Source organism: Neobacillus niacini (assembly GCF_031457145.1).
Classification (GTDB): domain Bacteria; phylum Bacillota; class Bacilli; order Bacillales; family Cytobacillaceae; genus Neobacillus; species Neobacillus niacini_J.
Window position 1 is genome coordinate 597,539 of record NZ_JAVDVZ010000001.1, and the last position, 22,318, is coordinate 619,856.

A 22,318-nucleotide genomic window follows, 5' to 3' on the forward strand; every position below is an offset into this window, starting at 1 on the left:
AACTTTGTTAAATTCATTGCTGATTCTTTAGGACAGCGGTATAAAAAGGTTGATGAAGGACAAATCAGGAAAGTCTCGAGTGAGATTCGTCCTTTATAAGGTCGATGAAAGACAAATCAGGAGAATTCCGAGTGAGATTCGTCCTTTATAAGGTCGATGAAAGACAAATCAGGAGAATTCCGAGTGAGATTCGTCCTTCATAAGGTCAATGAAGGACAAATCAGGAAAGTCTCAAGTGAGATTTGTCCTTCATAAGGTCAATGAAGGACAAATCAGGAAAGTCTCAAGTGAGATTTGTCCTTCATAAGGTCAATGAAGGACAAATCAGGAGAATTCCGAGTGAGATTCGTCCTTCATAAGGTCGATGAAAGACAAATCAGGAGAATTCCGAGTGAGATTCGTCCTTCATAAGGTCGATGAAAGACAAATCAGGAGAATTCCAAGTGAGATTCGTCCTTTATAAAGATTTTCGTGATAAAAATCGGCATCAGTCTTTAACAAAGCCAATTAGTAAAACCCAAGTTAAAGGAGGAGAAATATTATGAAGAATGTGTCTTCAAAGGCTCAACATGGTACAGGTCTATATATTAATGGGGAATGGTTAGAAGCTATTGAAACTATGAAGGTTTACGACAAGTTTTCCGATGAGGTGATTGGTGAGGTTGCCATTGCCGAACGTCAGGACATTGATGAGGCGGTTCGGGCTGCAAATGAGGCAATGAAAAATCGTCCGCTGCCTGCACATGAAAGATATGAAATACTGAAACGTACTGCGGAACTCGTGAAGAAAAATGCGGATGAAATCGCATTGTTAATTGCCAGGGAAGGTGGAAAACCATTAAAGGATGCCATCGCGGAAGTCAACCGGGCAGTTGCCGTCATTACCACTTCTTCTGAAGAAGCGAAAAGAATTCATGGTGAGACCGTACCTCTCGATGCGGTTCCAGGATCTGAGAACCGGATGGGATTATATATTCGTGTTCCTGTAGGTGTCATTGCAGCGGTTACTCCATTTAACTTTCCAATCAATCTAGTAGTACATAAAGTAGCGCCAGCTATCGCTGCTGGATGTGCTGTTGTCCTAAAGCCGGCATCCACTACTCCGCTAACTGCGATATTCTTATGCAAGCTATTGGAAGAAGCTGGGCTGCCTAAAGGATATATCAATTTGGTTGTGGGTTCTGGACGTACGGTAGGGGATTATTTAGTGGCACATCCAGGGAAAAAGATGATCACCTTTACAGGCAGTCCATCTGTTGGGTTACAAATTAAGAAAAATAGCGGCTTTAACCGTGTGACATTAGAACTTGGAAATAACTCTGGAAATATTGTCCACGAAGATGCTGACATTGATTTAGCGGCAGATTTACTAGCAAAAAGGGCTTTCGGATCAGCTGGTCAATTTTGTGTATCTGTTCAACGTATCTACGTACAAGAAAATGTCTTAGAAGCGTTTACCCAAAAAATGGTGGAAGCCACAAATCGACTTGTAGTCGGTAACCCACTGGATGAAGCTACAGATGTAGGACCGATGATTAGCTTGAAAGAGGCTGCAAGGGTCGAAGAATGGGTTAGAGAAGCAGTTCAAGAAGGTGCAGAGGTTATCGTAGGTGGAAATAGAGAGGGAGCTGTTATGCAACCGACGCTCCTAAAAAATGTAAATCCTAAAATGAAAGTGGTTTGTGAGGAAGTATTTGGTCCACTTGCTTCGATTATTCCATATAAGACATTTGAAGAGGCGATTGAGTTTGTAAACGACTCAGAGTATGGATTACAAGCTGGAGTTTTTACAAACAATATTGAATTGGCTTGGAAAGCGGCAAAAACCATTCGTACGGGCGGGGTGATTATTAATGATACTTCATCCTATCGTGCTGATATCATGCCATACGGCGGTATTGATAAGAGTGGTGCCGGCAGAGAAGGTCCAAGATTTGCAGTGGAAGAAATGACTGAAGTTAGAATGGTCGTTTTCAATCTACAAAAATAGTTAAAAAGTTCCTGATGTCGGTGGTCACTGGTGGATGGTGAGAATTACTGGCGGATGGCAAGAAATACTAGCGGATAGCAAGAAACATAGAATCCTCCCCCCCTCACATGGGGGAGTTTCAGTCAATTATATGAATCGAACTTACAATTTGGGAGTGGGATAACAGATGACAGCAAGTGCTTTCAATAAAGATGATTTTTTTCGTGAACCGATTGAGGTTTTAGTGGTTGGGGGCGGTCCGGTTGGTCTCTCGACAGCAATGGAGCTCGGGCTACGCGGAGTCAAATGTGTCGTGGTAGAACCGCGAAAAGAGGTTTCAAGATTACGGCCTCGTGCCAAAACAACCAATGCCCGTTCAATGGAGCATTTTAGAAGATGGAATATTGCAAAGGATATAAGAGCAGCAGCAGCTTTAACACCTGAATGGTCACAGGAAGTTAGTTTCTGCACGAGCTTGCTAGGAAGAGAGATCACTCGTTTTGATGAAGCGTGGGCAATTACGGCATCACCACGAGAGCTTTATGCTGAGGCTGGGCAATCGATTCCACAATACACCATCGAAGAAGTGCTTCGGAAACAGGTTAGTAAATTGGAAACCGTTCGATTTGCTGTGGGTTGGAGCTTTGTTGGTCTCTCTCAAGATGATGAAAAAGTGATTGCTTCCATACAAAGTGAAACAAATGAGTTGGTATCCGTTGAGTCTAAATTTCTAGTTGGCTGTGATGGTGCGCGCAGCAGGGTTCGAAAAGAAATCGGATTATTTTATGAAGGGGATGTCGAAACAAAGGCTAATTTTAATGTTGTGTTTCGTGCACCAGGATTAGCTGATTTAGTTTCGCAAAGCCCTGCTATCCAATATTGGGTAGTGAATAACGATGCTCCTGGATTAATCGGAAGATTAGACTTAAAGGATACATGGTGGATGATGTGCCTTGGCGTTGACCCTGTAGAAGGAAATGCGAATCCTGAAAAATATATTCAAGGAATGATAGGAGATGAAGTACCGGTAGAAGTATTAGCTACAGATGATTGGTCTGCACGTATGCTGCTTGCTAATTGCTTTCAATCTGGCCGCGTATTTCTTGCAGGAGATGCAGCTCATCTAAATCCACCTTGGGGCGGTCTAGGCTTCAATACAGGATTAGGAGATGCAGTAGATATTGGATGGAAACTAGCAGCTTATTTGCAAGGCTGGGGTGGAGATGAGTTACTAGAATCCTATGAAATCGAAAGGCGTCCGATCAGTGATCGGGTGATTAAAACAGCAACAACGAATATGCAAACACTATCTTCAGAGCTTGCTTCTCTTACCATTAATGCTAGTAATCAAGAAATCTATTACAAAAAATTAGAACAGCATATTCAAAAAACAAAGAAAATGGAGTTTCATAGTTTAGGTCTTGTGTTGGGATATCGTTATGATCATTCACCGGTCATCGTGGATGACGGTGCTCCTTGGCCAGAAGAAAGTGTGGTCCATTATCAGCCAACCTCACATCCAGGGGCAAGGTTACCACATACATGGTTAGATGTTAACCATTCTATCTATGATGAATTAAGTGAAGGGTTTACTTTATTGGTATTGGATAGCTGCATAGACATCAGTCCATTGGAAAATAGTGCTGGTAAAAACAAGATTCCACTTAAAGTAGTAACCCTTGAGAGACAGGACCTTATTGAAAAGTACGAAAAACCTTTGCTATTAGTTCGACCAGATCAGCATGTAGCATGGCGCGGAGATGAATTAACTGAAAATTTAGACTCATTACTCCGTATTGTCTGCGGGATAAAGGAACTTGATAAATCGAAAATTTTATAAACGACTAAAAATAGGAAGAAGGGTGGAATTGAAGTGGATCCATTTCAATATGTAAGCCATGCAAATAGGGTTATTTTTGGACAAGGAAAACGCAATCTTGCGAAAGAGGAATTAGTGAATTTAGGAATAAAAAAAGCGATAGTTCTCTCTACTCCACAACAAGTAGAGTTAGCATACGAGATTGGAGAAGTGATCGGGGAGCTTTGTGGTCATATTTATACAGATGCGGTCCAGCATGTACCGATTGAAACAGTGAAGGATGCACAAAGTATTGTAGAAAAGCTGAATATCGATGGTCTTGTTGCGGTAGGAGGAGGCTCGTCTATCGGCCTTGCGAAAGCCATTGCACTAAACACTTCGTTACCAATTTTGGCCATTCCTACTACGTATGCAGGTTCTGAAATGACACCTGTTTGGGGTATTACCGAAAATAATATCAAGAAAACAGGAACAAATGTCGTTGTAAAACCAAAGGCTGTTATCTATGATCCTAATCTTACTATCACATTGCCTCAGAATTTCGCGGTAACTAGTGGTATGAATGCGATTGCCCATTGTGCAGAGGGATTATATGCAGAAAACGCAAATCCGATTATTTCATTATATGCAGAGGAAGGGGTTCGAGCGCTAAGTAATAGCCTACCTAAGATTATTGAAAATCCAGATGACATGGATGCAAGATCCGAGGCACAATATGGGACTATGCTGGGTGGAATGGTGCTAGGTTCAGTTGGTATGGCCCTTCATCACAAGCTTTGTCATACATTAGGCGGTACGTTTAATCTGCCCCATGCTGAAACGCATACGGTGATATTACCTTATGCGATTCAGTACAATGCGGAACATGCTCCAAAAGCGATAAAAGCATTAGCACGAGCACTTCAAACGACCGAAAAGGATGTACCAGGAGTTTTATTTGATTTAGCTCATTCATTGGGAATCTCGATGTCATTAAAAGATTTAGGGATGAAAGAGAGTGAGTTGAATCAAGCTGCTGAATTAGCAACGAAGAATCCATATTATAATCCGCGTCCAGTTAATAAGGAAGGAATTCAAGAACTCCTTCAATTGGCCTATCAAGGAAAAAGACCAGTACCCGGAATGATATCTGCCACATAGAAGAAAGAAGTTGTGAGGTGAATAACGTGAGTAAATTAATGACTGCGGCTGAGGCGATTCGAAAAGTTAAATCTGGTGACACCATTATGGTTGGCGGATTTGGCTTGGTTGGTGCACCGTTAAGTCTTATTGACCAGTTAACGAAAGAAGAGGTAAATAATTTAACGATAATAAGTAACAACCTGGGAGAACCAGGTAAGGGGTTAGGAATGCTGCTAAGACAAGGGAAAGTGAAGGAAGCAGTGGGCTCCTACTTTACGAGTAATCGTGAAGTAGGAGAAAACTACAATGAAGGAAAAATCAATATTAGACTTATGCCTCAAGGCACCATGGCAGAATGTATTCGGGCTGGCGGTGCCGGAATAGGCGGGTATTATACAAAAACAAGCGTGGGAACAAAATTAGGTGAAGGCAAAGATGTACGTGAAATTGATGGACAAATGTATGTTTTTGAAAAAGCTCTTCATGCAAATGTGTCCATCATAAAAGCAGCAAAAGCCGATACACTTGGTAACCTAGTTTATTACAAAACCGCTCGGAATTTTAATCCAGCTATGGCAACAGCAGGTGATTTTGTCATTGCAGAGGTGGATGAAATCGTAGAAGCAGGTGAGCTTTCCCCTGAAGAAATTGTAACACCGCATTTATTCGTTGATGCTATCGTGCTTAGTCAATATCAATTAACAAGGGATGGAGTTGTTCAGACAAGGTGAGTGTACAAACAGATTCCAAAGAGTTGATTGCTGAACGCGCAGCGAAAGAATTATTTCCTTCATCGGTCGTAAATCTAGGTATTGGAATACCAACCCTAGTAGCAAAATACGCAGATTTAGATAAGGTATACCTGCATACTGAAAATGGAATGTTAGGTGTGAAAGATATCGAATCAGAGGAAGAGATAGATCCTAGTTTGGTGAATGCAGGGAAATTGCCAATCGGCGAAAATATAGGAGCTTCTTATTTTGATAGTGCAGAATCCTTTGCGATGATTCGGGGAGGACATATCGATATTGCTATTTTAGGGGCCTTACAGGTGGATGGACAATGTAACATAGCGAACTGGGCGATCCCAGGACAAAATATTCTTGGGGTCGGAGGGGCGATGGACCTCCTCGCTGGAGTAAAAAAGGTAATTATTACGACCAATCATACGGATAAAAAAGGAAAGTCAAAGATCGTAAGTTCGTGTACCTTTCCTGTAAGTGCGGTTCGTAAGCTAGATATACTCATAACCGATTTAGCATTATTTGAGAATCAAAATAATAGGTTAGTAGTAACGGAACTAATGCCAGGAGTAACCTTAGAAGAAGTGAAGGCAAAGACAGAAGCAAGTTTTGATGTAAGTGATCAACTGATAAGTCACAAGGAAGTGTAAAAAATGATCGATAATCGTGTATATGTAGTGAGTGCTAAGCGAACAGCAGTTGGAAAAATAGGTGGTGCACTAAGAGATGTCCAACCAGATGATTTATTGCTGCCTTTATTTGAGGACCTAAAAGGGAAACAGTTTCTACCGGAAGATGCGATTAACGAGGTCATTATTGGGCAGGCAAAGCAAAGTCAAGATCAATCGAATATAGCGCGCCAAGCATTACTCAAGGCTGATTTTCCGGAAAGTATTCCAGGGTATACTGTCCAACGTCAATGTGGTTCTGGGATGCAGGCGATACACAATGCCTTTCTAGCGATAAAAGCTGGTTATGGAAATGCCTTCATTGTCGGTGGCGTTGAAAGCATGAGTAATGCACCTTACTATATTTCAAATGCGCGGTATGGATTATTGTCTGGCAATGGGGCGATCCTTGATCCCAACAAGGAAAGCCAGCCAGGTTCACAGCCACAAGAGAAGTATGGCCGTCTCATAATGGGTGAAACAGCTGAAAATTTGGCAGAACAGTATTCGATTTCAAGAGAAGAGCAAGATCAATTTGCCTACAAGAGTCAAGTAAAAGCAAACGCAGCAATCGAAACAGGCAAATTTCGAGATGAAATCGTTCCAGTCAAGATCAAGCAAAGAAAAGGGGATCCAATCCTTTTTGAAACAGACGAACACCCAAGGTTAACAAGTTTAGAAAAATTAGCTACCTTAAAGCCAGTTTTTAAAACAAATGGAACGGTGACGGCAGGGAATTCATCTGGATTGAATGATGGTGCTTCTATGCTGTTAGTCGTATCTGGAAAACTAGCAAAAAAATACGATTTACCTATCTTGGCTGAAGTAGTTAGTATTGGTGTTTCAGGCGTAGACCCGCGTGTAATGGGAATCGGTCCTGTGAGTGCTTCGAAAAATGCATTGACTCAAGCGGGGATAGAGGAAAAAGATTTAGATTTAATTGAACTAAATGAGGCGTTTGCAGCTCAATCCTTGGCAGTATTAAAGGAGCTAACGGTGCCATTGGAAAAAGTAAATGTAAATGGCGGTGCCATTGCTTTAGGTCATCCGATAGGAAATAGCGGCGCAAGAATTACCGTTAGCTTAATTCATGAAATGTTAAAAAGAAATGTGAAATGGGGACTTGCTACCCTATGTATCGCAGGGGGACAGGGCATCGCAACGGTTCTGAAAAATGTAAAGAAACATTAGGCTGCTAAACATTGAAATGGTCACTCATAAAGCTGAAGTTAGCACGAAGACCGTACAAAAAAAAGAGAACGGTCACTAATAGAGCCTCAACAATGAAATAAAGATGGAAAGACGTTCGCTTCAAATAATCAGATATAGGGGGAAAGAACATGAATCAAAGATTATCTGAAATTACCGAAAAGATTACGAGGAGTCTTCAAGAGGTCATAAGGGAATATGAAGTGACAGAAGAAGAGTGGATGCAAGCGATTCAATTTTTAACACAGGTCGGTATAAAAGATGAGTTTATATTATTATCGGATGTCTTAGGTATTTCTGTTTTAGTAAATAACTTAACACACTCCCATGACCATGAGGATCATGCAACGGAATATAATGTGGTGGGACCTCTATATAGAGAAAACGCACCACTATTAAAAACACCAGCAAAGCTTTGTTCGATTGAGGAGAGTGACCAGCCTTTAGTCATGTCAGGACAAATCGTTTCAGTAGATGGAAAACCGATTCAGAATGCAATTGTAGATGTCTGGCAGGCAAATGAGAAAGGGGACTATGAAAATGAGGACCCGAATCAAAAAGATTATAATTTAAGAGGAAGAATAGAAGTGGATGAGGACGGTAAATATCAATTTACATCTGTTGTTCCTGGAGGATATGAAATTGGTAAAGGTGGCCCAGTCGGTGAATTATTAAAAAGAATTGGACGTCATGCATGGCGTCCAGGTCACATCCATTTTAAAATCGAAGCGGAAGGATACAAACCATTAACAACCATGCTTTTCATACCGAATGATCCTTGGATCGATTCAGATGCGATCTCGGCTGTTAAAGATTCCTTAATTTTGAATTTGAAAAAGACAGACAGTCCAAGTGATAAGGAAAAATACAGTTTGGATAAAGCATTCTTTATCTGCGAATATGATTTTAAATTAATCGCTAATAATCAGTAAAAACTAAAAGGCACTCATAAATGTTGTTAAATCAACATTTAAGAGTGCTTTTTGTTTAGGAAACGAAATCCTTGTCATAGAAATAAAACAATAATCATCTCCATAACTGAAAATCTTATGTAGACTGTAATCAAAAATATGATGAACCGACTGCTTTTTTCTGCAACTTTTAATGGATGTATTTTTGCAGTATGTTTATCAATCTTTATGAATCATTATTTAAGGTCACCCTAATTATAAGGTAAACTAGATAGCCAGTATTTAGCTCGGCGCTAGCCGCATGAGGAAAGCGTCGAGCATAAGTTTTAATCTAATAACACCTTGACAACGGCCTTTTTAATAGACTGTGGTTTACGATCATAAATTTCCGGACTATGGACTTCTTCCGGTAAAAAGATGGCAAATGATCCTTGTTTCACTAATATTAGATCGCCAGTTCCTTCATAATAGAAATGGTCTTTTTCTTCGTGCCGCTCTATTTCGTTCATTCCGTCAACTATTGAATATCCCATTCTTTCCTGGCCGCTTATCATGTATTGGATATCGACGTATTTTAGATGGGATTCCCAACGTCCTTGTTCTTTTGGTTTCGTCTCGTACTCTTCTATAATAATATAAAGATTCAATCCATCTATATCGTATTTACCTGGTGCGAATGAATTCAAATCATGTTCAATAAGAAACTCTAGTCCTTTTTGTATTCTTGGATGAAGACCGTAATAAAATTTTGCATTAGCTAGCTTATCTATGATCATTGTAATCCCCCAAACTTTCTATTTTTAGAATTTAATTAAGAAAACCTGAGAATTGATACAAAACGAACGTTATTCACACAATTAGCCATAATGTGAAACACTTGTATCATCATGCGGTTAGTTTGAGTATATACACTTTTTAATTATATGTAAAACATATGATTTTGAACTGAAATAGAAGTTAGGGACAATTGTAATAGTTTACAAAGGTGGAATACTCTACTATAATGGCATTTATAACAAAAAAATGAATACTAGACAAATAGGTTTCTTAAATGATTAGAGTAAGATCGTTAAGACTAAGAGGGAAGTTGGTGAAAGTCCAACACGGTCCCGCCACTGTAAGCGAGAAGGAAGGTTATAAAAATCCACTGTGTTTTTAACATGGGAAGGAATAACCAACCGGTGATTCGCAAGTCAGGAGACCTGCCTATTATGTTTTTAAGCTTCTTCGAGGAAAGGAATGTTTAAAGTGCAGGTAGTCGATTATATAAATATTTTATTATTTATAATAGAGATTGCAAGTTATCTTACAGTCCACAAGACTTAGTAGTATAAAACTGCCTTTTTACTTTACGCTTTCCTCCGGAACAGCGTTTTTTTGTGTTCAAAAATTGAAGGAGGAAAAACAGTGATGAAAGAAATGGTAAAAAAATGGGGTCTTTTCGGTGTTGTTCTGCTGTTAAGCATGGGTATCATGGCAGGCTGTGGTACGGAAGGACAAAAGACTAAAGAAGATGCGGTTGCTAAAACGGAAGAAGTGGAGAAGGAAAGTGGAGTACAATTCCCGGTAACCATCACGGATGATGCGAATCGAGAAGTGACAATAGAAGAGGAACCTGAAACAATCGTTTCGATTCAGACAAGTAATACTGAAATAGCATTTGCACTTGGGTTAGGCGATAAAATCATTGGTGTATCCGATTATGATAACTATCCGCCAGAGGTAGAAAAAATAGAAAAGGTTGGAGCACAGGATATCAATTCAGAGCTTGTTCTAACACTCCTTCCAGATATTGCACTTGTTACGGATTATCATTATAAAACACATCCAGAAACCTTAAAACAGTTTGAGGAAGCTGGTATTGACGTGGTGGTGGTTGGAAGTGCTGTATCCTTTGAGGATGTATATAGCAAAATTGAGATGATTGGTACGGCTACCGGAAGTAAGACCGAAGCTGAAGAAATTGTTACAGATATGAAAGAACGTATTCAGGCAATCAAAGACAAAGCAGCAGCTGTCAAGGATAAAAAGAAAGTTTGGGTAGAAGTTTCACCTGCTCCAGATATTTTTACAACAGGACAAAACACCTTTATGCATGAAATGCTGGAGTCCATTCAAGCCGTTAATGCCGCAGGAGATCAAGAGGGTTGGGTAAAGATGACGGAAGAAGAAATTGTCCAATTAGACCCTGAAGTTATTATTACAACGTATGGCTACTATGTAGATAATCCAACAGCAGGAGTGTTAAATCGTGAAGGATGGGCAGAAGTGCCAGCCGTAAAAAGTGGAAATGTGTTCGATGTTGACAGCGATACTGTTACCAGACCTGGTCCTCGTTTAATTGAAGGAGTCGAGACACTTGCGGAACTTATCTATCCGGAAATATTTAAGCAATAAAATAGGTTGGATGTATTTTATAAGCGGAGGGCTTTTACTTAGTACGAGCCTTCTTGGCTTATTTTATAGTAGTGTTCCCGTTCCCGTCCCTACCATTTTACATATCATACTGGAAAAAACGTTTAACATAGGTTGGCTTGAGATGGTACCAAAAAATGAAGAAATGATTATTTGGAATATCCGTCTGCCACGGGTTCTCCTGGCTTTTTGTATAGGAGCGTCCCTTGCATTAGCGGGTGCTGCTTTTCAAGGGCTATTACGCAATCCTTTAGCAGACCCCTATACCATAGGAGTATCATCTGGTGCCTCTCTAGGTGCCGTGTTGGTATTATTTTTTCAATTTACGATTGTTGGTTTAGGCAGTTTTACACTTCCGTTTGTCGCCATCTTATTTGGATTAATCTCTTTACTCATTGTATTTGGACTCGTTCGATTAAGCAGTAAAAGTCTAGCGATAGAAACGATCATATTGGCGGGAATCATAGTAAGTGCCTTTATTGGTTCAATTGTCTCTCTCATTATTTCATTAAGTGACAGAGACTCCATGACACAAATTATCTACTGGTTATATGGCAGTGTGGGAATGAGAGGGTGGAGTCATGTTCAACTTATCCTGCCATTTATGCTCATTGGTTCATTTATATTATTCTATCACTACCGTGAATTAAATGCCCTGGCACTAGGAGAGGATGCAGCAGACCATATTGGGGTAGATGTTAAAAAAGGGAAAACGTTTATCCTCATTGGTGCATCTTTAATAACAGGAGCTGCAGTAGCGGTTTCTGGGTCCATAGGCTTTGTTGGACTTGTTATTCCACACCTAGTCCGACTAGTTACGGGACCGAATCATCGCCATGTCCTTCCGCTTTCCTTGATAATTGGCGGTGCTTTTCTCATATTAGCTGATTTAATGGCTAGAACCATCATTGCTCCTAAAGAGCTGCCAATTGGCGTAATCACTGCCCTCATTGGAGCACCTGTATTTGCCTTTTTATTGATTAGAGAAAGACTTGGGAGGGGGACGAATAAATGATACATGTTCAAAACTTGGTCGGTGGATATAACCATTCCCCCATTATTAAAGATCTAGATTTAGAAATAAAAAAAGGAGAGTTTTTTGCGCTGCTCGGGCCAAATGGGAGTGGGAAAACCACCCTTTTTAAACTTATTACAGGGCAGTTACCGACGATAAGCGGAAAAGTATCAATCTGTGGTAAAGAAATTTCATCTCTCTCAAAACTAGAAAAAGCCCAAAAAATGGCAGTTTTAACACAGGAAGTTCAGGTTTCTTTCGATTATACCGTTGAAGAAATCATTAGTCTTGGACGCTATCCTCATCAAAAGGGGATCTTTAAGCAGCTTTCGAAAGAAGACCGGAAAGTCATTGAGGAGGTTATGGAAATAACCCAAATAAGCGACTTTCGGAAAACTCAATTTCGACTGATTAGTGGCGGTGAGAAGCAAAGAGTCTTATTGGCCAAAGCTTTAGCCCAGGAGCCTGAAATCTTACTTTTAGATGAGCCTACCAACCATCTGGATATTAAACATACCTTTCAAGTGTTGAATCTGCTAAAAGAACGGCAGCAAACAACGGGGCTAACCATTTTTGCTATCCTGCATGATTTGAATGTTGCTTCGCTCTATGCAGATCGTATCGCCTTACTTCATGATGGGAGCTTTTTAGAAGTGGGAGATGTAGACCTTTTAAGGAAAGTGGATCAATTAAAGAAGGTTTACAAGGTAAACGTGAAATCCCAATCACACCCAACTATCCCTAAACCACAGCTTCTCATGACACCAAACTACTCTACATCATTTCAGCATTTACACTTTGAAGACTCTTATAAAATAAACCAAAGTGAAGACTATATTCATGTTCAATTTGATCAGCCATTACGCACGATATCCAATTCGTCCGTCGGTGCTGGTATACAGTGGTTAAAACATTTTTGTCATTTTCAAGGTCCACATCCTGATTTACAGCAGTTGATGGAAAAATACTCCATCCCTCATGAACTAGCAGCCGGAGCCATGACAGCCGTAAAACTCGAGGATAAGGTGATGGTTAAGAAAGTAATAGAAGATAATCACATGCTGATAATCGTAACAGAAGGGGCAGGGAAAACCATCAACATCATGCTATTTATAGATGCACATTTTACAGATGGTGCCTTAGTTGATGGATTTATGGCTGCTACTGAAGCAAAAGTAAAAGCGGTGCAGGATTTTCATATGGTAGATTCTAATTTTCATAGTAGCCCTGCTGACACATCAACCGATACCCTGGTTCTTGCCCTTACACAGCAAGGGACAAAAATATCTTGCGCTGGTTCAGCAACCGTTGTCGGAAAAGGAATCGGCCAAATCGTGTATGGTGCCATAAAGGAAAGTTTCAGCAAGTATATAGAGAAGGTCCACTAAAATCTTAGATCGATTAAAAAGGGGAATGGCAGATGACAGAACGACGAATGGTAATTGCAGGCACTGGAAGCGGTGTGGGGAAAACAACGCTTACCATTGGTTTAATGGCAGCATTAAAGAGGACAGGCTTAACCGTCCAGGGCTTTAAATGTGGACCTGACTATATTGATCCTTCTTATCATACTGCTGTAACAAAGCGAAACTCTCGAAATTTAGACAGCTGGATGCTCACAAAAGAACTTGTGTTGGATATTTTTACGCATGGCAGTCAGGGGTCTGACATATCAATCATCGAAGGGGTGATGGGCTTTTTTGATGGAAAAAATCCAGAAACCAATGAGGGAAGTACCGCTGAGATTAGTATGATCACGAAAAGTCCGGTTTTGCTTGTAGTCAATTGCGAAAGTATGGCGCGAAGTGCAGCAGCGATCGTCAAAGGTTTTCAGCTGTTTGCCGATGGCCCCAATATTGTAGCTGTTATCGCAAATAAAGTGGGGAGCGAAGGCCACTTTCAGCTTGTCAAGAAAGCGATTGAGCAGGAATGTCACGTTCCTGTTATCGGGTATTTGAAACGGGAACCGGATATTGAAATTCCCGAGCGGCATCTTGGACTCATTCCTTCTATGGAAAGAGGGGAACTGGACCCATTCTTTGAACAATTAGGAGCTCTTGTCAGTGAGACTGTCGATATTGATAAACTACTTGAATTAGCTGTTGCTGAGCCGTTACAGGTAAATCGAAAGTCATCTATTTTTGAAAAGAAGAAAGTATGTCTAGTGAAAATCGCAGTAGCAAAAGACAGTGCCTTTAATTTCTATTATCCTGAGAATCTCGAACTCATGGAGGCAAAAGGGATAGAAATTGTTTATTTCTCGCCGCTTGCGGATGAGGAGTTACCTGATGATGTGGACGGACTTTACATAGGCGGCGGCTTCCCTGAAGAATTTGCACATGTCCTTGCTTGTAATGAAAAAGCAAAGCGTTCGGTGAAGAACGCAATTGAAAGCGGATTGCCTACACTTGCTGAATGTGGCGGTTTCATGTTTTTAACGGAGTACATAGAAACAACGGATAAGAAAAAATATGAAATGGCAGGAGTCATTCCAGGCAGCGTTCATATGCAAACAAAATTAGCCGCATTGGGATATCGAGAAATTAATGGGCAAAATGCCAATTTTATACTGGAAAATCTGAGTGCTAGAGGGCATGAATATCATTACTCCACCTTCCTTGCTGCTGAAGAGCATGTCCCTTATGCATATGAAACGAAAGGCATGAGAGGAGTAAGTAAGGAAGGATATTTACTACATCATTTAGTGGCTGGCTATACTCATTTTCATTTTGCCTCTTGCCCTGAAATGGTTGAGAACTGGATTAGAAAATGTTTAGAGAATAGGGGGAAAGCAATATGAGTCAATCAATCAATCGAAATGGCTTAACACTTGTGTATACAGGTCATGGAAAAGGGAAAACAACATCCTCTTTAGGATTAGCGCTACGAGGAATTGGAAGAGGATTTAAAGTGAAAATCTATCAGTTTATCAAATCACCTGAACGTACATATGGCGAACAAATTGCCCTGAAAAAGCTAGGTGTGGAAATGGTTCAACTCGGAATTGGTTTCACCTGGACCAAAACACCAGAGGAACATAGAGAGGCCTTAAAAATAGGATGGCCGAAAGCAAAGGAAGCGGTCATGAGTGGAGAGTACGATTTGGTTATTTTAGATGAACTGAATAATGCATTAGCCATTGATAAATTTCCAATTGATGATGTTTTGCCTCTTAACGAAGTCATAGAATTAATCAAAAATAAACCTTCCCATGTTCATCTTGTCATTACCGGAAGAGATGCCAAACAAGAAATTAAAGACATAGCTGATCTTGTTTCAGTCATTGAAGCGGAAAAACATTATTACAATGAAGGCGTTCCTGCTGTAAAGGGAATAGAATTTTAGAATCATAAAGGAGGTTTTGATATGAGATTAATATCTATTTGTCCAAGTAATACAGAATTAGCAGCTTACTTAGGATTAACTTCTTCGTTGGTAGGAGTGGATAACTACTCGGATTGGCCGGAAGATATTCAAACATTACCAAGACTAGGATCAGATTTGGACATTGATATGGACAAAGTGGAAAAATTAGAACCAGATTTAGTATTAGCCTCGCTTTCTGTACCTGGGATGGAACGAAATATCGAAGAGTTAAAGAAACGAAACATTCCGTATGTCATTGTCCCTAATCCCAAGACATTAACAGAGGTAGGGGAAAGTATTTTATTCGTTGGGGAAGCTACGAATACTTCTGACAAAGCGAACCAATTATTCAAGAAGTACAATCGAATACTCGAAAAATACCAATCTTTATGTAAGCAAGTAGAAAATCCAACAACCCTTTATTGGGAATGGTGGGCTAAACCTATTTTTACTCCTGGAGCAACCAATTGGTTAACCGAAATTAGTAAACTCGCCGGGGGAAGAAACATTTTTGAAGACAAGGCTCAAGCAAGTGTTAAAACGGATTGGGAAGAGATCGTGCAAAGAAATCCTGATGTGATTTGCGTTATTTGGGTGGGGGTACACAAAGAAAAAGTGAATCCTAAGGTGATTCTAAAGCGACCTGGGGCGGAACAGATGGAGGCTATAAGAAATAATCAATTGTATATATTGGATGAACCATTATTTTGCAGACCTTCACCAAAATTATTACTTGGTTTAAATAAAATAGGGAGTATCCTTCACCCTACAATTTATCCAGTATTTAACGAAAATAAAGATCCATTATTAGATGAAGATGTTGAATTTCATTTTTAATTTAGGCTCTTTTCTAAAAGTTTGTTGCTTTAAGTAGATGACTTTGGGATTTATTGGAATAAGATGGTCCCTCTGATTACTGTAGAACCTGAAAAATCATGCTAGTGGGAATCAAAGATTCCTTTGGTTACCGTTGAACCCGAAAAACCTTGCTAAAGGGAATCAAAAGATCCCTTTGGTTACCGTTGAACATGAAAAATCAAGCTAAAGGGAATCAAAAGAACCTTTTGGTTACCGTTGAACCTGAAGAATCATGCTAACGGGAATCAAAGATTCCTCTAGTTACCTATGAACCTGAAATTTCATGTTAGAGGGAATTAGAATAGTACTAATCCGCATTTGAACCAGATTTACCAAAATATCAAAGTTTACGAAAACATCCTTAATTTAAAATAAAGTTTTGGTAATTTAAGTTTTGTAAAAGCCAGGAAAGCATCCCCTTCATATGAAGAGGATGCCTTTTGGTTTATAGGAACATTTTTTCTAATTCTAAAGGTTCAATGTACTCTACATCTTTATAAGCTCGCATGTTATTACCCCCTGAGATTTCATCAATAAAAACAATTTGTTTGTTCCCACCAGTTCGTCCAAATTCAAATTTAATGTCGTATAACTAGATGTCTTTCTTAGCAAGTTCCTCTTTGACTATATTTCGGTTTTGTTGAGTGAGCTCTTTTAACACTATGTATTCATCCTTAGATAAAATACCAAGCATATCAAAGGCATCTTGATTAATTGGAGGATCTTCGCGGTCATCATCCTTTATGGTAACTTCTACGAAAACATCAAGCTGTTGCCCTTCTTTTGCAAACAAGCCATATCTGCGTAAAAAACTCCCTACTGCACGATATCTGTAAATGACTTCTAGACCTTTTCCAAACTTCAGCAGGTTTAACTGTCATAGAAATACAACATTAAACAACTGCATAACAGAAAATCTTATGTAGAATGCAATCAAAAATATGATGAACCGAATAAAACTTATAGGTGCGTAAGTTCCACTTGAATGTTCTTAATTGAGAACATATAATTATTATGAATTCTTTAATAAATGGAGGTGGGATGTATTCATGAAACGTCAGGAAGTTGTTATTTATGCTCAAACATATGATTTAAAGAATGATGATGGAAAATTAGTTCAAGTTGGAGAAATTCATATTCTTTGCAAAAAACAAGCTATTACTAATGAAAATGGTGTTTCTAACGGTCACAAAATCGCTCAGGTAGAAGTACCATTTGAAGTGGCTCAAAAGATTATTGGTCAAGTACCGGCTGTCTGTAATATTGAATATGAAATAACTGTTGTAAATAATGCGCTTGTACTTCTTCCAAGAAATGTTCAAGTTATTAACGAGATTGAAAGTTTAAATATATTAGCGGAAACAGATTATATTAGTGCATTTGGATGAAAAAGCTAATGAAAGTATAGTATGAGAACAAAGCACGTCTGAGCAAGTGTGCTTTGTTTTTTGTTTAGGAATCGAAATCTTTGTTCTTATTAACAAATATCTTGAACAGCTGTTTTATCGTTACTTCGTAACATGCTCTTAATTTTTTCAATAATAGCGTCTGGAGAAGTATTGAGTGAAATGGCCAATTCTTTAAACAAGATATTTTGTATAGTGGTTAAAATTCTACTATCTTGTTGATAAAACTTCCTGCTAGCCATTTCAATTTCATGTTTTTTCCGCAGCAGGGTATTAGCTACTTTCGCAATATCCATCCGATTTCCAGTATGCACAATATTATTAAACACCTGGCTTCGCAATTGCGGCTTTTCAATCCAATTAATTCCTGCCGAATTGAACGATTCTAAAATAGTTTCTGCTTCCTCTTGATCCATTAATTTAACTATTACGATTTTGTCATTATCTACAGGGATACTAATCGTTAATTTCTGATTATTTTCAATGGGATGTAATACATAATAAGCTTTAGTAATCCCGGCATATGTCTTATCAGAGATATCATCTACTCTGCATATACCATGTCCTGAATAGACGATTAAATCACCAATCTTAAACATAGTGTTACCTCCTTTTAAAGCAAATCATCAACCAGGTTGACTAAATATATTATACACTCTTTCTTTAAAAAATGTCAACTAAGTTGACAATTTTGATTTATTTTTAGACGACAAATGGAGAGTGCCTGGCACTTTTTTTCAAAAATAATAAATTTGAGTAGAAAAAAATCTGTAAAACCTTGTACTTTTAGGTTTTACAGATTTTTTTAAAAAACTAAAATATTAATTCCCAGCCCCACGATATTTCTTTACTCCCGTATTCCAGAGAAAAATCGCAATACCAAAAAAAAGGATTCCCATGACTGGTGTAAAGTAGGCGTAGCCAACCCATTCTTCTCTATTTAAAAAATAGGAAGCTGGATACACACCGACAAAGGCGAAAGGTAAAATCCAAGTTAACACAAATTGAATCACTTTGTTGTAAATATTAACGGGGTATCGGCCGTAATTGCTGATATTGTACATCATTGGCATAATATCGGTACGGCTGTCCGACCAAAATCCAATCGTTGCAATCGAAATAAAAATCCCAGCATAAATAAAAGCTCCGCCAATCACCATGACGATAAAGATCAAAATATCATACCAAGCAAAGGCTAATCCTTGGTTCACAGCGGCATAACCCATAATCACTAAGCCAGTAATGACACCGAATAAAGATTCCAGCTCCATTCGTTCCATGATAATTTGGAAAAGGCTGTGAACGGGGCGGGTTAAGACACGGTCCATTTCTCCTTTGACAATATAGCGTTCATTAAAGTCCCAAATGTTAAAAAAGGATGAAAATAAGGCATAAGGAACAAGGAAAAATCCATATATAAAAATGATTTCATCCCGGTTCCAACCACCTAATGCGGCTGTATGGCGAAATACAATTAAAATGAAAATTAAATTGACGGCTTGAGACAATAAATCAGAAAAAATCTCAATCACTGTATCGACCCGATAAGTAAATCTTGTTTTTAAATATTGAGAGGCATATTGAAAGAACAATGATAGATAAAACATTGGTCAGCCTCCTTGTACAATTAAGTGTTTTTTTGCGAGCAGCCATAATAGGTAGATCGGGATAAGTAAGATGAAAACCCAGAAAGCTTGTAGGAGCATAGCGTTATAAATCTCTTGACCGACAAAGCCCCCTGTAAAAATCATACTAGGAACATAGCTAATCGCTTGAAATGGTAAATAAGACATCAGCCCTTGAGCCCAGTCTGGATAAAAAGAGATAGGGAGAAGTAAACCTGAGAACAAATCAATCACGACACGCTTTGCTCGAATCAATCCTGAGTTATTAAATAAAAAGAACGTCATCATTCCAGTTAATAGGTTGATATGCGTATTCACAATAAAACTAAAAACAAGCGAGAAAAAGAAAAACATCCACGTTGTCAAACTAGCATCGAACCTGACTGGAAAAATCAACGCTACGATGATCATACCCGGGACAGAGAAAAACAATAAGCGAAAGATTCCTTCTCCAAGTGCCTGCATGGTTTTCATCCCTAAATAGTTATATGGACGAATCATTTCAATGGCGACTTTGCCATCTTTGATTTCAGCCGCAATTTCACGATCAATATTGTTATAATAAAACGCTCTTGCCATCCAGGCGACTGCCACATAAGTGGTCATTTGAATGACTGACAATCCTTGAATCTGTTCTTTCCCGCCATAAATCGCAGACCATAAAAAATAGTAGGCTCCAATATTAATACTATAAATTAAAATCCCACTATAATAGTTGGTCCGATAGGCGAGCATCATTAAAAAACGAACCCGAATCATTTCTATATACATACTCATGTGAGGGCCATTCCTTCTTCATAAATCTTCCGGACAATCTCTTCAGTAGAAACCTCATTGATTCGAACATTCTTAATCGGATTCCTTTGTACGACATCACTAATTAATTGAGAGACCAGTTGTTCATCCCCTTTGAAAACCCCTCGCCAGGTGGTTGCGTCCTTTTGTTCCCATTGCATATTTTCGATACTAGGCAGGCTGCTGCGAGCGGTTTCTGACAAAAATTCAAATTCTATTTGTTTTCCTTCAACCACATGTGATTGAAGCTGGTTCAGCTTGCCATCATAGATGATTTTTCCTTCATCTAATAGCACGACCCGTTCACAAAGGGCTTCGATATCGGTTAAGTCATGTGTCGTCAATAAAATGGTTGTTTTATATTGCTCATTAATTTCTTTTAGAAACTCACGAATTTTTAATTTTACTAATACATCCAGTCCAATCGTCGGCTCGTCTAAAAAGAGGAGAGGTGGATTGTGTATAAGAGCGGCGGCTAATTCGCAGCGCATCCGTTGTCCAAGAGACAGCTTTCGTACCGGTTTATTTAATAATGGGCCGATTTCCAGCGTTTCAATCACATGGCCCATATGACGGTTATAGTCCTCATCCGAAACACGGTATACTTTTTTTAATAACCGGAAACTCTCTTGAACCGCAATATCCCACCATAGCTGTGACCGCTGACCGAACACCACGCCAATGGTTCGCACGAATTCTTCCCGCTGCTTATGGGGATTCATCCCATTGACAATAATGGAACCGGATGTGGGCGTCAAAATACCAGTTAACATTTTAATCGTCGTTGATTTGCCGGCACCGTTCTCTCCAATATAGCCAACCATTTCTCCTTGTTTAATCGTTAAGGAAATATTGTCAACAGCCGCATGGACTTTATAATTTCTTGTAAATAAGTCGCGAAAAGCTCCAGCCAAACCAGGCCGGCTTGAATAGGAGTTAAATTCTTTTCGTAAATTTTGGACCTCAATGACATTCATTTCGTTGCCCCCTAATGTTATAAAAAGAAAAACATAATCACGAAAAATGTTTTTACCAACTTTAAATGATAACGTGAGTGAGTTATTCCTGCAAGTATGGTGCACTTATAAGTATCTTAAAAATCCTTATGTATCAATTCTACCATTGCAAATATCAAAATGAGTTAAGGAAGATTTTATTAAAGTTGGAAAAATCCCTTTTCTTAAAAGTGTTACCAAATTATAATGGAAAAAATGAAGTTGTACTTTTTTCTTCTTATGTAATCTTCCTATAAAAATTGTAATTAAACTATACTGAAACGGGGAAATCACTTCATGGACGTGAGTATTAGAGATTCAAATGAATCAGATATAAAATCAATCCAAACAATCTACAATCAGGGCATTGAAGATAAAATCGCTACTTTAGAAACTGAAATAAAAGATGACACTTACATGAGAAATTGGTTTGATAAGCATAGGGGCCGTTATAAGGTGATAGTCGCTGAAGATAAAGGACAAATTGTAGGTTGGGCATCTTTAAACCAATATAACAACCGAAGTGCATATGACGGGGTGGCCGATCTATCAGTCTATATTTCAAGAGGTTATAGAGGTAAAGGTGTTGGAAAGAAGCTTCTAGCAAAACTTGAATCCCTTGCCAAAGAAAATGGATTTCATAAAATGATTCTTTTTACATTTCCTATTAATCAGTTAGGGCAAGGATTGTATAGAAGAATTGGATTTCGTGAATTAGGGGTATTCAAAAATCAGGGGAAAATAGATGGTAAGTTTGTTGATGTAATGGCTATGGAGAAAATATTACAGATTAAAGATTAGATTGATAGTTGAGGCTTTCAATCTTTTTTTCTTTACATTAACTTTACATTTATCATGTTGAATTTGACACATTAGTGATTTATTATATAAGCAATTAATTATATCCGAATGCAATGTTGGATAGGTAATATACACTATGCCTGGATAAAACTGCTGTTATATCAGAAATTAAAACACTTCAATTAAGTACGAAATTCTAATAAGTATATCATTATTTACTTATTAATCCGGTTGTCAGGAGGTGTTTAAAAGTGTCAGAATCAACCGTTGAATTAGAAAGCGCAGCTAGCATATTAAAGTTGTTAGGTGATAAAACTCGTTTAACTATGATCAAAATGCTCGATACCCACGATGCATGTGTATGCGAATTCGTTGCAATATTTAAAACAAGTCAGCCAGCAATTAGCCAGCACATTCGCAAGCTAAAAGATGCTGGGTTAGTGCGGGAAACAAGAAGAGGACAATGGATTATTTATTCCTTGAATAAAGAAAGTCTTTTTTATCCATTGGTTCAAGATGTACTTCATCATCTTCCAAATCAAGATTTTAGATTAAAAGAATTAGAAGAACAAGGTTTAAGAATTTCATGTGAATAATTGGA

Annotated in this window: 21 protein-coding genes, 1 pseudogene and 1 riboswitch; of the genes and pseudogenes, 16 read left to right on the forward strand and 6 right to left on the reverse strand. The window is 38.7% G+C overall.

What is annotated here, in order from left to right; translation table 11 throughout:
- Positions 1-541: 541 nt before the first annotated feature.
- From J2Y03_RS03230 to J2Y03_RS03260, 7 genes are all read left to right on the forward strand, one after another.
- Positions 542-1,990, forward strand: a complete 1,449-nt coding sequence (locus J2Y03_RS03230) for an aldehyde dehydrogenase family protein (RefSeq protein ID WP_310190600.1) — start codon at positions 542-544, stop codon at positions 1,988-1,990.
- A gap of 166 nt (positions 1,991-2,156) precedes the next feature.
- A complete protein-coding gene (locus J2Y03_RS03235; RefSeq protein WP_310190602.1) occupies positions 2,157-3,809 on the forward strand; it encodes an FAD-dependent monooxygenase in 1,653 nt (550 codons plus the stop codon).
- A 33-nt stretch (positions 3,810-3,842) separates the two neighbouring features.
- Positions 3,843-4,928, forward strand: a complete 1,086-nt coding sequence (locus J2Y03_RS03240) for a maleylacetate reductase (protein ID WP_310190604.1) — start codon at positions 3,843-3,845, stop codon at positions 4,926-4,928.
- A 26-nt stretch (positions 4,929-4,954) separates the two neighbouring features.
- On the forward strand, positions 4,955-5,641 hold the full coding sequence (locus J2Y03_RS03245; protein WP_310190607.1) for a CoA transferase subunit A: 687 nt from the start codon (positions 4,955-4,957) through the stop codon (positions 5,639-5,641).
- On the forward strand, positions 5,638-6,303 hold the full coding sequence (locus J2Y03_RS03250; RefSeq protein ID WP_310190609.1) for a 3-oxoacid CoA-transferase subunit B: 666 nt from the start codon (positions 5,638-5,640) through the stop codon (positions 6,301-6,303). Before J2Y03_RS03245 ends, J2Y03_RS03250 begins: the two co-directional genes overlap by 4 nt.
- Positions 6,304-6,306: 3 nt before the next feature.
- Positions 6,307-7,512: a thiolase family protein gene (locus tag J2Y03_RS03255; RefSeq protein WP_310190612.1), complete on the forward strand. Its 1,206-nt coding sequence runs from the start codon at positions 6,307-6,309 to the stop codon at positions 7,510-7,512.
- A 149-nt stretch (positions 7,513-7,661) separates the two neighbouring features.
- Complete coding sequence (locus tag J2Y03_RS03260) at positions 7,662-8,462, forward strand: dioxygenase family protein (RefSeq protein ID WP_132090322.1); 801 nt, start codon at positions 7,662-7,664, stop codon at positions 8,460-8,462.
- Positions 8,463-8,767: 305 nt separating this feature from the next.
- On the opposite strand, the gene J2Y03_RS03265 is transcribed toward J2Y03_RS03260, so the two are convergent.
- Positions 8,768-9,217 carry a NanQ anomerase/TabA/YiaL family protein gene (locus J2Y03_RS03265; protein ID WP_310190616.1) on the reverse strand — a complete coding sequence of 150 codons (450 nt, stop codon included), beginning with the start codon at positions 9,215-9,217 and terminating at the stop codon, positions 8,768-8,770.
- A gap of 248 nt (positions 9,218-9,465) precedes the next feature.
- A riboswitch (cobalamin riboswitch) is annotated at positions 9,466-9,665 on the forward strand.
- Between the two features lie 186 nt (positions 9,666-9,851).
- Between J2Y03_RS03265 and J2Y03_RS03270 the strand changes: the two genes are divergently transcribed.
- Genes J2Y03_RS03270 through J2Y03_RS03295 form a run of 6 tightly spaced genes read left to right on the forward strand, consistent with a single transcriptional unit; the run spans position 9,852 to position 16,074 of the window.
- The gene (locus tag J2Y03_RS03270) at positions 9,852-10,838 is read left to right on the forward strand and encodes an ABC transporter substrate-binding protein (RefSeq protein ID WP_310191359.1); all 987 of its coding nucleotides are present in this window, start codon (positions 9,852-9,854) and stop codon (positions 10,836-10,838) included.
- Positions 10,801-11,871, forward strand: a complete 1,071-nt coding sequence (locus J2Y03_RS03275; protein ID WP_310190617.1) for a FecCD family ABC transporter permease — start codon at positions 10,801-10,803, stop codon at positions 11,869-11,871. The genes J2Y03_RS03270 and J2Y03_RS03275 overlap by 38 nt, the downstream gene beginning before the upstream one ends.
- Positions 11,868-13,259 (forward strand): ATP-binding cassette domain-containing protein, encoded by a 1,392-nt coding sequence (locus J2Y03_RS03280; protein WP_310190619.1) that lies wholly within the window; start codon positions 11,868-11,870, stop codon positions 13,257-13,259. Before J2Y03_RS03275 ends, J2Y03_RS03280 begins: the two co-directional genes overlap by 4 nt.
- Before the next feature lie 32 nt (positions 13,260-13,291).
- Positions 13,292-14,671: a cobyrinate a,c-diamide synthase gene (locus J2Y03_RS03285; protein ID WP_310190620.1), complete on the forward strand. Its 1,380-nt coding sequence runs from the start codon at positions 13,292-13,294 to the stop codon at positions 14,669-14,671.
- Entirely contained in the window at positions 14,668-15,216 is a 549-nt protein-coding gene (locus J2Y03_RS03290) for a cob(I)yrinic acid a,c-diamide adenosyltransferase (RefSeq protein WP_310190622.1), read from the forward strand. The genes J2Y03_RS03285 and J2Y03_RS03290 overlap by 4 nt, the downstream gene beginning before the upstream one ends.
- Positions 15,217-15,237: 21 nt before the next feature.
- Positions 15,238-16,074 carry a cobalamin-binding protein gene (locus J2Y03_RS03295; protein WP_310190623.1) on the forward strand — a complete coding sequence of 279 codons (837 nt, stop codon included), beginning with the start codon at positions 15,238-15,240 and terminating at the stop codon, positions 16,072-16,074.
- A gap of 466 nt (positions 16,075-16,540) precedes the next feature.
- On the opposite strand, the pseudogene J2Y03_RS03300 reads toward J2Y03_RS03295, so the two are convergent.
- A pseudogene (locus tag J2Y03_RS03300) lies at positions 16,541-16,979 on the reverse strand (phosphoribosylaminoimidazolesuccinocarboxamide synthase); the annotation flags it as partial.
- 165 nt (positions 16,980-17,144) lie between these two features.
- Between J2Y03_RS03300 and J2Y03_RS03305 the strand changes: the two are divergent.
- Positions 17,145-17,483: a hypothetical protein gene (locus J2Y03_RS03305; RefSeq protein ID WP_132090343.1), complete on the forward strand. Its 339-nt coding sequence runs from the start codon at positions 17,145-17,147 to the stop codon at positions 17,481-17,483.
- A gap of 89 nt (positions 17,484-17,572) precedes the next feature.
- Here the strand turns inward: J2Y03_RS03305 and J2Y03_RS03310 are convergent, their stop codons facing one another.
- The 4 genes from J2Y03_RS03310 to J2Y03_RS03325 all read right to left on the reverse strand — a co-directional run bounded on the left by J2Y03_RS03310 (position 17,573) and on the right by J2Y03_RS03325 (position 20,898).
- Positions 17,573-18,100: a CarD family transcriptional regulator gene (locus J2Y03_RS03310; protein WP_310190625.1), complete on the reverse strand. Its 528-nt coding sequence runs from the start codon at positions 18,098-18,100 to the stop codon at positions 17,573-17,575.
- 222 nt (positions 18,101-18,322) lie between these two features.
- Positions 18,323-19,108, reverse strand: a complete 786-nt coding sequence (locus J2Y03_RS03315; RefSeq protein ID WP_310190628.1) for an ABC transporter permease — start codon at positions 19,106-19,108, stop codon at positions 18,323-18,325.
- 3 nt (positions 19,109-19,111) lie between these two features.
- Positions 19,112-19,903 carry an ABC transporter permease gene (locus J2Y03_RS03320; protein WP_310190630.1) on the reverse strand — a complete coding sequence of 264 codons (792 nt, stop codon included), beginning with the start codon at positions 19,901-19,903 and terminating at the stop codon, positions 19,112-19,114.
- A complete protein-coding gene (locus tag J2Y03_RS03325; RefSeq protein ID WP_310190633.1) occupies positions 19,900-20,898 on the reverse strand; it encodes an ABC transporter ATP-binding protein in 999 nt (332 codons plus the stop codon). Before J2Y03_RS03325 ends, J2Y03_RS03320 begins: the two co-directional genes overlap by 4 nt.
- A 315-nt stretch (positions 20,899-21,213) precedes the next feature.
- Here J2Y03_RS03325 and J2Y03_RS03330 point away from each other — a divergent pair, with 315 nt between their 5' ends.
- Together J2Y03_RS03330 and J2Y03_RS03335 are read left to right on the forward strand one after the other, a co-directional pair.
- The gene (locus J2Y03_RS03330) at positions 21,214-21,717 is read left to right on the forward strand and encodes an arsinothricin resistance N-acetyltransferase ArsN1 family A (protein WP_310190634.1); all 504 of its coding nucleotides are present in this window, start codon (positions 21,214-21,216) and stop codon (positions 21,715-21,717) included.
- Between the two features lie 251 nt (positions 21,718-21,968).
- A complete protein-coding gene (locus tag J2Y03_RS03335) occupies positions 21,969-22,313 on the forward strand; it encodes an ArsR/SmtB family transcription factor (protein ID WP_310190637.1) in 345 nt (114 codons plus the stop codon).
- Positions 22,314-22,318 lie beyond the last annotated feature (5 nt).

Coding starts and splice junctions, on each gene's coding strand:
- J2Y03_RS03230 (WP_310190600.1), top strand. CDS start 542: ATGAAGAATGTGTCTTCAAAGGCTCAACATGGTACAGGTCTATATATT.
- J2Y03_RS03235 (WP_310190602.1), top strand. CDS start 2,157: ATGACAGCAAGTGCTTTCAATAAAGATGATTTTTTTCGTGAACCGATT.
- J2Y03_RS03255 (WP_310190612.1), top strand. CDS start 6,307: ATGATCGATAATCGTGTATATGTAGTGAGTGCTAAGCGAACAGCAGTT.
- J2Y03_RS03260 (WP_132090322.1), top strand. CDS start 7,662: ATGAATCAAAGATTATCTGAAATTACCGAAAAGATTACGAGGAGTCTT.
- J2Y03_RS03265 (WP_310190616.1), bottom strand. CDS start 9,217: ATGATCATAGATAAGCTAGCTAATGCAAAATTTTATTACGGTCTTCAT.
- J2Y03_RS03270 (WP_310191359.1), top strand. CDS start 9,852: ATGAAAGAAATGGTAAAAAAATGGGGTCTTTTCGGTGTTGTTCTGCTG.
- J2Y03_RS03280 (WP_310190619.1), top strand. CDS start 11,868: ATGATACATGTTCAAAACTTGGTCGGTGGATATAACCATTCCCCCATT.
- J2Y03_RS03285 (WP_310190620.1), top strand. CDS start 13,292: ATGACAGAACGACGAATGGTAATTGCAGGCACTGGAAGCGGTGTGGGG.
- J2Y03_RS03290 (WP_310190622.1), top strand. CDS start 14,668: ATGAGTCAATCAATCAATCGAAATGGCTTAACACTTGTGTATACAGGT.
- J2Y03_RS03295 (WP_310190623.1), top strand. CDS start 15,238: ATGAGATTAATATCTATTTGTCCAAGTAATACAGAATTAGCAGCTTAC.
- J2Y03_RS03305 (WP_132090343.1), top strand. CDS start 17,145: ATGAAACGTCAGGAAGTTGTTATTTATGCTCAAACATATGATTTAAAG.
- J2Y03_RS03310 (WP_310190625.1), bottom strand. CDS start 18,100: ATGTTTAAGATTGGTGATTTAATCGTCTATTCAGGACATGGTATATGC.
- J2Y03_RS03315 (WP_310190628.1), bottom strand. CDS start 19,108: ATGTTTTATCTATCATTGTTCTTTCAATATGCCTCTCAATATTTAAAA.
- J2Y03_RS03320 (WP_310190630.1), bottom strand. CDS start 19,903: ATGAGTATGTATATAGAAATGATTCGGGTTCGTTTTTTAATGATGCTC.
- J2Y03_RS03325 (WP_310190633.1), bottom strand. CDS start 20,898: ATGAATGTCATTGAGGTCCAAAATTTACGAAAAGAATTTAACTCCTAT.
- J2Y03_RS03330 (WP_310190634.1), top strand. CDS start 21,214: ATGGACGTGAGTATTAGAGATTCAAATGAATCAGATATAAAATCAATC.